Origin of the sequence: Coleofasciculus sp. C1-SOL-03 (assembly GCF_040220555.1) — a bacterium.
GTDB lineage: Bacteria > Cyanobacteriota > Cyanobacteriia > Cyanobacteriales > Coleofasciculaceae > Coleofasciculus.
Genome location: NZ_JAVJUO010000070.1, coordinates 20,635 through 33,891, shown reverse-complemented (window position 1 = coordinate 33,891; position 13,257 = coordinate 20,635). Strand labels below are relative to the sequence as shown.

General features: G+C 45.1%; 11 protein-coding genes and 1 pseudogene. 6 read left to right on the top strand and 6 right to left on the bottom strand.

Annotation, left to right across the window (positions count from 1 at the left end; all coding sequences use genetic code 11):
- From RIE73_RS11330 to RIE73_RS11310, 5 genes and pseudogenes are all read left to right on the top strand, one after another.
- Positions 1-389: pseudogene (locus RIE73_RS11330) on the top strand (hypothetical protein); the annotation flags it as partial.
- Between the two features lie 315 nt (positions 390-704).
- Entirely contained in the window at positions 705-2,432 is a 1,728-nt protein-coding gene (locus RIE73_RS11325; RefSeq protein WP_446401264.1) for a diflavin flavoprotein, read from the top strand.
- Between the two features lie 91 nt (positions 2,433-2,523).
- Positions 2,524-2,943: a BlaI/MecI/CopY family transcriptional regulator gene (locus tag RIE73_RS11320; RefSeq protein WP_446401263.1), complete on the top strand. Its 420-nt coding sequence runs from the start codon at positions 2,524-2,526 to the stop codon at positions 2,941-2,943.
- Positions 2,940-3,785, top strand: coding sequence for a M56 family metallopeptidase (locus RIE73_RS11315; RefSeq protein ID WP_446401262.1), 846 nt, complete (start codon positions 2,940-2,942; stop codon positions 3,783-3,785). The genes RIE73_RS11320 and RIE73_RS11315 overlap by 4 nt, the downstream gene beginning before the upstream one ends.
- A gap of 72 nt (positions 3,786-3,857) precedes the next feature.
- The gene (locus RIE73_RS11310; RefSeq protein WP_446401261.1) at positions 3,858-4,058 is read left to right on the top strand and encodes a hypothetical protein; all 201 of its coding nucleotides are present in this window, start codon (positions 3,858-3,860) and stop codon (positions 4,056-4,058) included.
- A gap of 85 nt (positions 4,059-4,143) precedes the next feature.
- On the opposite strand, the gene RIE73_RS11305 is transcribed toward RIE73_RS11310, so the two are convergent.
- Positions 4,144-4,485: a hypothetical protein gene (locus RIE73_RS11305; protein WP_446401260.1), complete on the bottom strand. Its 342-nt coding sequence runs from the start codon at positions 4,483-4,485 to the stop codon at positions 4,144-4,146.
- A gap of 518 nt (positions 4,486-5,003) precedes the next feature.
- Between RIE73_RS11305 and RIE73_RS11300 the strand changes: the two genes are divergently transcribed.
- A complete protein-coding gene (locus RIE73_RS11300) occupies positions 5,004-6,917 on the top strand; it encodes a PAS domain-containing sensor histidine kinase (RefSeq protein WP_446401259.1) in 1,914 nt (637 codons plus the stop codon).
- 153 nt (positions 6,918-7,070) lie between these two features.
- Here RIE73_RS11300 and RIE73_RS11295 read toward each other — a convergent pair whose 3' ends face one another.
- The 5 genes from RIE73_RS11295 to RIE73_RS11275 form a co-directional block, all read right to left on the bottom strand.
- Positions 7,071-7,523 (bottom strand): nitrate reductase associated protein, encoded by a 453-nt coding sequence (locus tag RIE73_RS11295; protein ID WP_446401258.1) that lies wholly within the window; start codon positions 7,521-7,523, stop codon positions 7,071-7,073.
- A gap of 109 nt (positions 7,524-7,632) precedes the next feature.
- On the bottom strand, positions 7,633-8,100 hold the full coding sequence (locus tag RIE73_RS11290; RefSeq protein ID WP_446401257.1) for a phosphate-starvation-inducible PsiE family protein: 468 nt from the start codon (positions 8,098-8,100) through the stop codon (positions 7,633-7,635).
- Positions 8,101-8,388: 288 nt separating this feature from the next.
- Positions 8,389-8,937 (bottom strand): ATP-binding protein, encoded by a 549-nt coding sequence (locus RIE73_RS11285; RefSeq protein ID WP_446401256.1) that lies wholly within the window; start codon positions 8,935-8,937, stop codon positions 8,389-8,391.
- A 464-nt stretch (positions 8,938-9,401) separates the two neighbouring features.
- Positions 9,402-9,758 carry a WD40 repeat domain-containing protein gene (locus RIE73_RS11280; protein ID WP_446401255.1) on the bottom strand — a complete coding sequence of 119 codons (357 nt, stop codon included), beginning with the start codon at positions 9,756-9,758 and terminating at the stop codon, positions 9,402-9,404.
- Positions 9,736-13,020, bottom strand: coding sequence for an nSTAND1 domain-containing NTPase (locus RIE73_RS11275; RefSeq protein WP_446401254.1), 3,285 nt, complete (start codon positions 13,018-13,020; stop codon positions 9,736-9,738). Before RIE73_RS11275 ends, RIE73_RS11280 begins: the two co-directional genes overlap by 23 nt.
- Between the last annotated feature and the right edge of the window lie 237 nt (positions 13,021-13,257).

The following is a 13,257-nucleotide window of genomic DNA, read 5'->3' as shown; positions in this document are numbered from 1 at the left end:
GGGCATACAGTCGTTTTTATCAAATCTTGTCATCGATTTTATCCAACCGAGGAATAGCTCATCAGTTGGTCAATCCAGCTTATACGAGTTTGATCGGATTGGTTAAATATAGTCGGATGTATGGACTATCATCTGATGTGGCAGCGGCTCTGGCAATTGCCAGAAGAGGAATGCATTTGAGTGAAAGATTGCCGCGCTCTGTGTCCGCCTATCTCGGAGTGAATCCGAGAAAGCACGTATGGAGCGCTCTATATCAATTGAATAATTTTATGGGTCGATGCCCTGTAGTTAATCGTAGGCACGATTACTATAGTGTCTCCAACTGGGAACCGTTGGTTAAGGCTGATATCGAGCAACAATGCCGGGTATCAGCCAAGCGCAAGCGTTAACGGTTATCGACCAAAAGTTACACCGTGGACTTATACCAAGACAGAATTACTTGTGGGTAGGTTTGTCTAGGTTTTTAGAAGCGGTACGGGAGATTATATGTTCATGGTTCGTTGTTCATTGTTCATTCCTCCCGCCCTTTCTTTGTGATCGAGCCTAACTCATCACCCGATCGAACCGCACCTCGTCTGTCTAGGACTTGCTGAATACGGTTTTAATCTTTTGTATAAATGATTTAAATCTCAAAGCTTGAAGTTATATGTAAAGATAATTAAAAGGCTGAGTAAATGAAGTTGATATAAGAAAGGAGACAACCGATGGTCGCCGTAGCAGAGGGAATTCAGCGTCGGTTGACGATGCAAACCGCCGAAATTGCCCCGGATACCACAGCAATCCGATCGCTGGATTGGGATCGCGATCGCTTTGATATAGAATTTGGTCTACAGAATGGTACGACGTATAACTCGTTCCTGATTCAGAGTGAAAAAACAGCGTTGGTGGATACCTCCCATGAAAAGTTTCGCCAACTCTATCTGGACACTCTGACAGGATTAATTGACCCAACCAGATTAGATTATCTGGTGGTTAGCCACACGGAACCGGATCATAGTGGCTTAGTTAAAGATATTTTGGCACTTGCCCCCAATATTACGGTGGTTGGGTCAAAAGTGGCGATTCAGTTCCTAGAAAATTGGGTGAATCAGCCATTTCAATCGCAAATCGTCAAAAATGGCGATCGCATCGATTTGGGACATGGACATGTCCTAGAAGCCGTCATTGCGCCCAATCTCCATTGGCCCGACACGATATTCACCTACGATACCAAAACCCAGATTCTATTTACCTGTGATGCCTTTGGTATGCACTATTGTGATGATTACACCTTCGATGAAGACATAGACCTGATCGAAAACGACTTTAAATACTACTATGACTGTTTAATGGGTCCCAATGCCCGTTCGGTGCTATCCGCCCTAAAACGGATGGACAAGTTACCTGAAATTACCACCATTGCCACAGGTCATGGACCCTTACTCTATCACAACTTGAATGAACTCACCGGACGGTATCGGCGCTGGAGTGAGGAACAAGCAAAAGCAGACACGACGGTTGCTGTATTTTACCTATCCGATTACGGATATAGCGATCGCCTTTCCCAAGCGATTGCCCATGGAATCACCAAAACGGGTGTAGCAGTAGATATGATGGACTTGCGATCGGCTGATCCGCAAGAGATTAAGGAATTGATGAGTATCGCCTCTGGGGTGGTGATTGGGACACCGCCAACAACGGGAGACGTGGCTGCTGTCGCCCAAACTGCGATTGGGACAATTTTGGGGGCGACGAATCCAAAGCAGTCCTTTGGTGTGTTTGAATCGGGGGCGGGTGAGAGTGAATCCGCGTATCTGTTGGTGAATAAGTTCCGGGATTTAGGACTAACGCCAGGATTTGCGCCGATTTTAGTCAAAGATACACCCGACGAACAGGTTTATCAGTTATGTGAAGAAGCCGGAACCGATTTAGGACAATGGCTGTCACGCGATCGCACGATTAAGCAAAGTAAGTCCCTGGATAGTGATTTGGATAAAGCCTTGGGGCGACTCAGCAGTGGACTGTATATTATCACAGCCCAAAAGGGCAATATTAACAGTGCAATGGTGGCGTCGTGGGTAGCACAAGCCTCATTTAAACCCCTGGGCGTGTCTGTGGCGGTAGCCAAGGATCGGGCGATCGAGTCGTTCATGTATGTAGGCGATCGCTTTGTTCTTAATGTCCTAGAAGCCGGAAATTATCAAGGACTAATGAAGCATTTCCTCAAGCGTTTCCCCCCCGGTGCGAACCGTTTTGAGGGAATTAAAACCTATGCCGCCAGCAATGGTTCTCCGATTTTAGCTGACGCTTTAGCCTATATGGAATGTGAAGTGAAAAGCCGCTTAGATTGTGGCGATCACTGGACGATTTATGCCACCGTTTCGGCGGGTCGAGTGTCTCAAACTGATGCGATGACGGCGGTACACCATCGTAAGGTAGGGAATCATTATTAGTCTATGGCATTTGTCATTTGTCATTTGTTTGTTTGTCCAATTCCGGTAAACTGGGTATCCAATCCCCTGATTTTAATGGCATATCTATATTATGGTTCCCATGCCCAGTTACCGTCCTAAACACCTCTCCCTGGGTCCGTTGGAAGCAGAAATTTTAGAGATTATCTGGCAACTCGGTTCAGTCACCACCAAAGATGTTCACGAACGAATTTTGGCTGACCCAGACCGAGAATTAGCCTATGCTTCCGTAACCACGGTATTGCGCCGCCTCACCCAAAAAGGCTGGCTAAGGTGCGATCGCCAAGATCGGCCATTTCGTTGGCAACCCTTGCTTTCGCAGGAACAGGCGCAGATTCTGCAAGCCCATGATCAGTTGCAGAAATTCCTGGCAGTGGGAAATCCTGATATTATAGCTGCCTTTGCCGATAGTCTCGACCAAGCGAGTCTAGAACAACTCGATGCGATCGCCCAGCGTTTGCAAGCCATCCGCGCAGCAAGGGAGGCACAATGAGCCATCTCATCCTAATTCTGAGTGCTTTAGCCGTGGCTTGGTTCACCCGAATCAGTTGGTCGAGAAACGAGGACAGTTATCCCCAGCGCTGGCAAAATGCCTTAAGCAAGTTCTTGTTTGGGCCACTGCTACTGATCATGACAGCCATCTCGATCGTCTGCATGGGACCCCAAGGGGAAATGGTTTGGCGCTGGGAGGGTTGGTTCAGTTATGGAGTAGCTGGCGCGTTCTTGGGATATGTGGGAGTGTCAGGGCTGAAACTGGCGTTTGCTGGATGGCGTTCTTGGCAACAGGTTCGCACCTATCCCCAGCACACTGTTCATGACAGACGTATCCGCCTTCTCAATACACCCTTAGTGTTTAGCGCTCAAGTCGGATTTTGGCAACCGGAACTGGTCGTGAGTCAAGGCTTATTAGAGACGCTGGATGCTGATCATTTGCAAGCAGTTCTCACCCATGAAGACGGGCATTTTTATTATCGGGATACATTTTGGTTCTTTTGGTTAGGCTGGATGCGGCAATTTTCTTATGGGTTAAGCAATACAGAAGCGCTATGGCAAGAACTATTACTGTTACGAGAAATCAGAGCCGATCAATGGGCAGCACAACGGGTTGATTTTTTACTATTAGCGGAATCCCTGTTGACGGTTGTCAGTACACCACTGATGCATTCTGAAAGTGTCTGTGCGGCATTTAGCTGTACTGCACCTAAAAATCGTCTTCAGGAACGGATAGAAGCGCTCTTAACTGAAATCCATTTACCTAACCAGACTTATCTGTACTTATTGATCTGGTTTTTAGGATCATGTTTGCCGCTATTGTTAATACCGTTTCACCGATAAGTAGGCGGACAAAAGTAAAGTTAACGGTTGAGATTAGGCAACAGGCAACAGGCAACAGGCAACAGTAAGGGTTTGAGGCTAGTACAAGAAGGCAGAAGGCAGGAGGCAGAAGGCAGAAGGCAGGAGGCAGAAGGCAGAAGGCAGGAGGCAGGAGGCAGGAGGCAGGAGGCAGGAGGCAGAAGGCAGGAGGCAGAAGGCAGGAGGCAGAAGGCAGGAGGCAGGAGGCAGGAGGCAGGAGGCAGGAGGCAGGAGGGGAGAAAGCTTATACAATAAGACTTTGCACCTTTTTTAACTGGAGAGTTACTTCCGCCGCGCTGCACTAGTTAACATTTCTTAGTTTTGCATAACCAATGACAACTTAGTGAGAATCATGATCGGGTTGGTTTGGCATGGGAAGAGAAGGGTTGTGAGGATGAGAGGGGGATTCTTCAGCGCCGAGAGGAATACGAATATTTCCCATACCCATTGAACCAATACTCACTAACCCCATTGTTTGAAAGCCAACAGCTACCGTCCCCATAGACACTAGCCCAGCCGAGAAGACGCCCATGGCGACAGAACCCAAGGACAATACTCCCATAGGAACAAACCCGATTGAAATTACCCCCATAGGGACAATCCCAATCGATACGATGCCCAGTGGAGCAATTCCAATGGCTAACACTTGAGGCTTGTGGTGGTGAGCAGAGGTTTTGGACATGGGAGACTGAAACTTTAATAGTCGGCTTTTGATTGTGGCAAAGCAGCAAACCTTTGTCAAAAGACAGGCGGTCAAACTTAGCTTCCCCAGCTTCCAGACGCTTCTGGCATCACGGAAAGGAACATTGCTTCCCCAGCTTTCCCCCGACCTACTGATCCTAGTGTGAAGAAAGATGTCAGCTATGCTACAATTATTGTGCTGACGTGCCAAACCCTTGATGTACCAAGGCTCAATCCAGGCATCTAGCCAAACGCGATCGCCGAGACAACCACCCAGTTAACCGTTAAGTTGACGCCAATCACCGATGTGCGCCCTTGACCAACGGCTCTGGTTGATTTATAGAAAAAACTAATCATACCCAATAGAAATTCCAATCGTTAAAGCGAATCGCTAGGTCTAAACTCCCTTAAACTTAACCTTAAGGAGACGAACCAATAACCGGGGAACCCGCATCTACAACTCTTGATCTCCAGAAAAATAAAGATTAAGAGTTCCAATAATAAAGCCCCAGCTATAAAATGCTAAATTTCTTACCGCCAACCCCAAGCACCGGGAGTCAGGCTTCCGATCCTTTTTTCACGCTCTCGTTGGATATGCTGTGCGTGTTGGGGGAAGATGGTCATTTTCAGCAACTTAATCCCCGATGGGAGGAAATACTCGGCTTTACTAATCAGGAACTTTTAGCGCAACCTTGGCTGGATTTGATTCATCCACACGATCAACGATTAACGATCGCGAAGCTAGAAACCCTTACCCATAATCCGACAGCATCAATCCGGTTTAGAAATCGCTGTCGTTGTGCGGATGGATCATACAAATCACTGTTGTGGAATGCTTCCATCCACCCGGAAAATCAATTGATTTACGCCGTAGTGCGCGATCAAACTGAATGCAAGCAATCCAAGGAAGCCCTACGAGAGAGTGAAGAACGCTTCCGCTGTCTGGTGGAAAATGTGAAAGACTATGCCATTTATATGCTAGACCCAGAGGGACGGGTCATTAGTTGGAATCAGGGGGCTGAACGGATTAATGGGTATCAAGAAGACGAGATTCTCGGCGAATCTGTGTCTCGATTTTATTTACCCGAAGATGTTCAGGCAGGTAAACTGGAGCAAGCCCTAAAAATCGCAGCAGAAAACGGTCGATTTGAGGACGAAAGTTACCGAGTTCGTCAGGATGGATCAAAGTTTTGGGCAAATGCAGTGATTACAGCCCTATATGACAAGAAAGGGCGACTGCGCGGGTTTACGAAAGTCGTCCGCGATATCACTGAACGCAAACTGGCACAAGAAGCGCTACAAAATGCTCATGATGACTTAGAACGACGGGTTACCGAACGCACGGCTGAACTGGTACAAGTCAATCAGCGACTCAGACGAGAAATTAAGGAACGAAAGCAAGCCGAACATCAACTGCGGCGATCGCAAGCCAAGTTAGAACAACAGACTCAGCAACTGCAAGACGCCCTGCAAAAGCTCAAGCACACTCAAGCTCAACTTGTCCACTCGGAAAAAATGTCGAGTTTGGGGCAATTAGTGGCTGGGGTAGCTCACGAAATTAACAACCCGGTTAACTTTATCTATGGGAACCTGAATTACGCCGAGCAATACTTTCAGGATATATTAGAGTTACTCGAACTTTATCAGGAATCCAGTCCCCATCCCTCAGCCAAAGTTCAAGAGCATATCGAGCTAATCGATCTGAATTTCATTACCACGGATTTGCCGAAATTACTGCATTCGATGAAAGTAGGGGCAGATCGGATCTATCAAATCGTGCGATCGCTGCGGAATTTCTCCCATCTGGATCGCGCCGATAAAACCGCCGTGAATATTCATGAAGGCATTGATCATACCCTGTTGATTCTGCAAAGCCGCATTAAAGCTAAAGGGGGACGAACCGGGATTAACATCGTCAAGCACTATGCCGACTTACCCTTAATCGACTGTTATGCAGGACAATTGAACCAAGTGTTCATGAATATTTTGTGTAACGCGATCGATGCCTTAGAAGAAGGAGTAGAGAAAGGAGAATTGGGCGACGGGACTTCATCCAACCCCCCCACAATTCAAGTGAGTACCCAGGTAATTAATGAAAACTGGATTGCGATTCGGATTGGGGATAATGGCGTCGGTATTCCTGATTCAGTGAAGCAGCAACTGTTTGACCCCTTCTTTACCACTAAACCCGTTGGCAAGGGTACGGGATTAGGCTTATCGATTAGTTATCAAATCGTGGTGGAAAAGCATGGTGGACATCTCAAGTGCCTTTCATCACCGGGTCAGGGAACAGAGTTTGTGATTGAAATTCCCATTGAACCAAATCTACAGCAGTACTGTTGTTCAAATGTTTATCAAAAGCAGGTAGATGCAACGGTTCGATCCTCTCAATCGTCGATTTCTGATGCCTTAAATCATCAGGCATTAAATTAGGGGCTGCTGAATAAGTCTGGTGGTGGGGAGAGGCAATAGGGAATAGGCTTTCTTGCAATGGTTTCAACCCTCTGTCGAGGGAAAATGTATCATTGCTCCCCCAGCTCCCCCAGCTTCCCCAGCTTCCCCAGCTTCCCTACCTCCCCACAACCCTTAAATGAGTTTAAACTCTTTAAGTGCAGGCAAAAAGTTTCGATTTTCATGACTAGGGCGGCTCAGCTTAATCAGGGCAAAGCGCTGGGCAGGCGTTAAGGCTTGCCACTCCTCAAGGGTGAGGGAAACATCAAATTCTTGGGCTTTAGTTTGAACATTCTCAGGAATTGTTGTTGCATCCATCCAAGCTGGATTCGGATCAATCGCCAGTTCTGAGGCAGGTTTCCCCGTATAGTTCGTCACTAAGTTTTGTAAATACTGCTGATAGGCTTGGCTTTCTGGGGCTGTAGTTGCAGGCATTTCCACTAATGCCTGACGTTCTTGTTGAGTAAATTGATGCCAGTGGGCTAATTTAAGTTTGACGCCACAGGTGTCTAATTTCATCCGTACCTGCATAGGAATGCAGCGTAAGGAATCGACGAAATCTTGTTCAAATTGGAAGAAATGAGTCATAGTTTAAGTCAAAATTAGGTTATGTAAGACAGAAGTACAGAGGGCAAAATAAAATGATAACTGTTTAGGCTGACATGATATGACTAATGAACAATGAACAATAACCAATTCAATGAGGTTTTTTTGGCGTAGTGCGGCGGATAATCCAGTAACTGATGGAGAGTGATAGAATAGCCAAGGCTAAACCAATAATTTCAATGCCCTCGGTTTTGTCAAGATTTAGAATGATAATTTTACGAGCAACAGCAATTAAGGACGTGACGATAACCAGTTCAACTTGAACAACATGCTTCCGCAGATAAGCCGTAATATTTTCCAGAATTTCCAGGGCAATCAGAACATTTAAAAATAGCCCAAAAACTTCAAACAAGCTTTCATTAAAGAAACCGAAGGGTTCAACCAGCAATTGTTGAGAGAGAACGATGATCAGATCGAACATTGCCACCAAGATGACAGCAATCATCACTACTGACAAAATCTTGGAGACAATGCCCTCAACCTGTTCAATCGCACCCAGAAATGTACTGTCCCCACAAGAATCTTTGAATAGATGGAGTAATTTTTTCAATCGCTGCATTTTTCTCTAGGAGTCACCCTAACACAACGATACTATCATTGATGAGGAAGTACAAGATGATTCTACTTATCTCCTCAGAAACTGGAGATGGGGACAGCAGTGATGGAGATGGGGGATGTCCAGTTGCCAGATGAGGCTTATAGATTAAACTCACCCGGCGGGATTACATCGGCAATTCTTTACCCTAACTCGGTTTATCAGTCGTCTGTTTAGTCTTGATGATTACTAAAGAAACAATGTTTTAAAACCCAGAGACTGGGGAACTCTAAATGAGCAATCATTTTGTGGCTAAACTTCTTTCAACTTGGCTTCTAAATCAAAAGGCTGTCCATAGTCCCAAATTTTCATGTCTAAACGATGATTGGATACCGTGATTTCTAAGTCAACGGGAGTTGATTGGGATAAGCCTTTGTGGGCGTGACGAACAACATTTGTAAATGCCTCAACCAGGGCGATTTGACCTAATTGCCAAACCTGTTGGGGAATGGGTAAATGCTGAAGCTGTCCATACCACTCTAAAATTTGTTCTACAGAATTTAGGTCGCTATTGACGGTAAGCCTCAGGTTTCGATAACGAGACTTCGTCCGGTTTCTGCGATAGGAATTGACCAACATCAAAATCAGACGTTGGCAGACACAAATTAACCGAGCAAATAAATTCTTTTGGTGGCATTTCGGGAGTCTGTTAACAGGTTCTTGGTCATAGGCTTTGCTGATGAACAAACAATTTTTATGGTCTCGGGTACGAATGTATCTGATCTCATCGGCTATCTGGGAAATAATTTTAATGCCCATTCCGCCTTCAGGGAGTTGCTCTATGGTATTTTGTATTTGCATACGAAAAGTCCCCTCATGGAAAGAAACTAATTTTTAGTATCCACGATTTTAAGGTAGTGCATTGTGATAGGTAGATTGACCGTAACGTGATAATTTCCGTTGGTCTGGGTAATTGGTTGCACTCCCTAAATGTAACTTGAATCACACTAACATGGTTAATGGATTCAAGTTTGCTAATTTTCTCTATGAAAATTGTTCAGTCGCATCGATGACTGAAACGATTATCCAGACTAGGTTTTGGACTCAGGACTGGAGGGTAGAAGTCACAAACCCACTAAAATTTCCCTTGACCGCCTTGCCTGTTTGGTTTAGAGGTGTTTGCAGGCGGTTGGTTGGTATGATGCAGCAGTAACCTCTAGGGTAATTGACCTTTATATATTCTAAATGATCAATGCGATCGCGCCTAGTAATTTGTCTAGAATTTGTCTAATTGTACATGAGCGTCAAACAAAGCGATAGCCCCTTTACTCTGGAGTGCTGATCCCCTGACACAACGGGGGGTTTGGGTTAGTCGCGTCGTCAGCATTGCTAGGTTTCATCGTCGGGTTCGTCTTGATATAATCCTCCAGCCAATCGCAGCCGTATGTCAGTAGTTCATCTAACCGATCTAATTTGCGGATTTTCTGTAAATCCCACAAAATGACAGTATTGCTCGCACTGGCTAACGCTAACGTTTGACCGTCAGGAGAGAAACTCACGCCTCTAATGCCATCACGATGTCCGGGTAGAGTTCTGAGGAGACTCCCATCCCGGTTCCAGAGTTTCACGGTTTTATCATCACTGGCTGTGGCAATAATTTTACCATTTGGTGAGAATGCCACACTCCAAACCTGATCCCGAACTCATGCTGAATACTGAATCTTTATGACCTTTAATAGTTCTCGCAACACGACCATCAAGAGACCAAAGTTTAACTGTATTATCTCTACTGGCTGTGGCAATCATTTTACCATCAGGACTGAACTTGACAGCCCAGACTATATCTGAATGCCCTTGAAGTGTCTTATCGCGAATGCTTTCAAACTTATCCTCATCAGTACGTTGCCAGAGTTTCACGGTGTTATCCAGACTGGCTGTAGCGATAATCTGATTATCGGGTGAGAAAGCTACACTATTAACGCCTTCGTCATGACCTTCAAGTGTATGGATAAAGCTACCGTCTAAATACCACAATTTCACAGTCTTATCTCGACTAGCAGTGGCAATTATTTTGCCATCGGGTGAAAAACTAACATCATAGACGCCTTTGTTGTGTCCCAGGATAGTTTTGTAAGGGAAGTCTTCAAAACCACCTTGACCATTAGTTTTCCATAGTTTAACTTTTTTGTCAAAGCTGGCTGTCGCTAGTATCTGACCGTTTGGTGAAAAATTAACGCTCAATACTCTATCTTCATGGGCTTTAATTTCCTGAATTAATTCGCCATCTGGTTTCCATAGTATTACAGTTCCGTCATAACTAGCTGAGGCAAGGGTTTTGGGTTGACCATCCTGATGCTTTAAGACACTTACATCCCATACAAGACTTTTATGCCCTTCTAAGCGATTGCTTTCTTCTATCCAGTAAATTGACTGTTTTAGTGCGGCTACAACTTGAGACTTAATCTCTTTATAACTCTCCTGATTGGAGAGTAATGTACTGTTTTGGCTCAATTGGGTTCCCGCATTAATCGCTTCGATCAAAGACTCAAAAATTTGTTCTTTTTGCTCAGATTCACTGCAAATAAAGAAAAATTCTTCAAACTGGTCAAAAATTAGAACGGTTAGCAGGTTGTGATTTCCATTTTGAGTTAGTTGTTCGATTAGAGTAGCGGCTGAATCCGGTATAGCGGATAAAGTAATTCCTCGTTTCTCCAGCGCTTTAAACAGTGACTTGCCCAAACTCTTCACCCAATCCGTGTAAACCCGCAGTGGAACGGCTAAAATATCGCGAATATCTGTACCAATATTCTGATACCTCAGAGTTGGGAGTAAACCAGCATTGACTAAGGAACTTTTACCAACGCCTGATTGACCGTAAATCACCGTTAGCTTATGCTGAGTGCTGCCAATTCGGGCAATTAAACGTTTGATATCATTTTCTCGACCGGAAGCCAAAATCTCTCTAGCCACAGTCTCCCGATGCTCGGACTTACCTGAGGCAGAATTTGCCTGTCGTCGGGATTGCAAACGTCCCGCACCAATAAAAGCTCGGAAATTAAACTGCTGTTCGATGGAGCGCCGACATTGTTTAACGTCAAAGGCTTCGAGATAGCGGTGTTGTTGGTAGTATAGGTTTCGTAACTCATTCAAAATCTGAATATAAAGCAGCGGATTATTTTCCGGTTCAGCCTTTTTCGCGGTTTCTAGAGTTTTGATCGCCTCCTGAACCTGTCCCAATTGTTGCTGCGATCGCGCTAGGAGTAACAGATACCAACTATGATGCTGTTTCTCCGTCGTCGCCTCTGAGAGTTGCAACGCTTTTTTGACGAACGCCTTTGCCTTATTCCCCTGGTGCTCGAACAAAGCGACTTCGGCGAAAAAGCCATAATTTTGAGCCAGTGACGCCGGATTGCCATGCTTTTTATGTAATCGCTGGGCTTTTTGAGCGAGTTTATACAACTCATCCCAATTTTCTAAGCGTCGCCACACTTCACCCAGTTGACCAATAAATTTAGCCACTAAATCAAGACGCCCCACCTGCTCAAAACCATCAATGCATTGCTGAAAATAAAACAAGGCTTTGTACCAATGATCACAACTTTGGGCTTTATCTAACTCGGCTTTGCGGCAATAACATAACCCGATGTAAAACAGTAGCACTCCCTCTTTTTCTCTCAATGTTGGCTTTTGGGGTGGCAAATCCCCGGCGACAGGGGTTTCGGACGTGATGTAATACACCAAAAGCAGCGTCCAAAAAAGCTTTTTTGTAGCAACTAAACTATACCGGATCAGAAAATGCTTGACCTGCTGCCAAAAGGCAAGACTGTGCTGATAGTGTGCTAATGCCAGATCAATTTTATCCTGACCATAAGCCTCTCGACCCCAAACAAAGTCTAAACTCGCTTGTAAGGTTTCTGGTATATCTCTCCCTTGGTTTTTCACCTCCTGCAAAGCGGCTTGAATTTCCCCACTCACACCCCTACCTAAGATGGCATCATTGGCTAAAAATGGACTAATGCCCAAGTCTAAAACGTTTGTAAATAAAGCATTAGTGTTCTGATGTAGTTCATGGATCAGGGTTTCCGGTGGGTAAGTCAACACCGTGCGCTTTGCCCAACTCTCAATATCTGGAACCAACCGAATCAGCTTTCGCACGATTCCATCGTTAACCCAAATCACTAAAGGAAAGGGACAGTTTTTGCGAAACTCTTCCCGCACTTGGTTCATTGAAGTGAGCAGGTAATCGAGGTTGTCAACGGATTCCAATCCTAATACCATCAACGCCGATGGTATTTGTGTCGCTACCTCCTGTTGAATCGTGGAGTAAAGTCGCTGGTTAGACGGATGCAGGACAAGTTCTCGAATCGGTACAGCGCAGATTTCTTGGAGTTGTTGCACCGATCGCGATCGCAGACTAAGGTAGTTACAGTGAGCCAAAATCAGGGAAAACTGACCCTCGGACATGGCGATCGCCCAGGCAAGTTCTCGTAATGATTTCTGGTTATTGCTCCCGGAAGATCCGCTCATGATTGGAATTCCTCGGCTTCTGCCAAAACTGGATTGATCACAAACCAAGAGCCTTGGCGATCCTGCCAAATATCCTCTTAATTTATTCCGAAACTCGGGACTGGCTTTTGCCTTCGCGGTAATCTTACCAATTAAAGGAGCAACAAATGATAATCCTTCCTCCTGATTCACCTTTATTTTACCAACTCCCGGAATGCCGACATCAACTGAAAAATCTCCTTCTGTACTAGCGGCTACATCACCCAACCCTGGAACCGAAGCCTCAGCCGTCAGTTCAATTTCGGTTTGCAACAGTTTAGCCACTTGTTTAAGAAGAGTTTGAGTATTCTGGGAACAGTCCCGTTCAATTGTATCCAAGCTTTGACTCACCCGCGCCGCGATCGCGAGCAAAATATCACTGACATCTACGTCTGCCATTTCAATCAGGAAAATTTGACTTTGATGTGATCAATATCTCTACAATTCTTCACAATAAATGAGCAGTATTTGGTTTTTCGTTAACTATCTTAGGAAAATTTCCACTGAAAAAATGCTCGGTTGACTCACAGCCTTGAGAATGTTTACCGATTTAAATTTTTGTAACAATCAATCGGTTGCTAGAAATAACCAACTCTATTAAGTTCTGTAAATATTTCTCAATTCCTGGCAAATGAC

Excerpts from the sequence above, each read along its gene's own strand:
- RIE73_RS11320 (WP_446401263.1), top strand. The coding sequence starts at position 2,524 with ATGGTTCCCATGCCCAGTTACCGTCCTAAACACCTCTCCCTGGGTCCG.
- RIE73_RS11325 (WP_446401264.1), top strand. The coding sequence starts at position 705 with ATGGTCGCCGTAGCAGAGGGAATTCAGCGTCGGTTGACGATGCAAACC.
- RIE73_RS11285 (WP_446401256.1), bottom strand. The coding sequence starts at position 8,937 with ATGCAAATACAAAATACCATAGAGCAACTCCCTGAAGGCGGAATGGGC.
- RIE73_RS11315 (WP_446401262.1), top strand. The coding sequence starts at position 2,940 with ATGAGCCATCTCATCCTAATTCTGAGTGCTTTAGCCGTGGCTTGGTTC.
- RIE73_RS11300 (WP_446401259.1), top strand. The coding sequence starts at position 5,004 with ATGCTAAATTTCTTACCGCCAACCCCAAGCACCGGGAGTCAGGCTTCC.
- RIE73_RS11305 (WP_446401260.1), bottom strand. The coding sequence starts at position 4,485 with ATGTCCAAAACCTCTGCTCACCACCACAAGCCTCAAGTGTTAGCCATT.
- RIE73_RS11295 (WP_446401258.1), bottom strand. The coding sequence starts at position 7,523 with ATGACTCATTTCTTCCAATTTGAACAAGATTTCGTCGATTCCTTACGC.
- RIE73_RS11275 (WP_446401254.1), bottom strand. The coding sequence starts at position 13,020 with ATGGCAGACGTAGATGTCAGTGATATTTTGCTCGCGATCGCGGCGCGG.
- RIE73_RS11290 (WP_446401257.1), bottom strand. The coding sequence starts at position 8,100 with ATGCAGCGATTGAAAAAATTACTCCATCTATTCAAAGATTCTTGTGGG.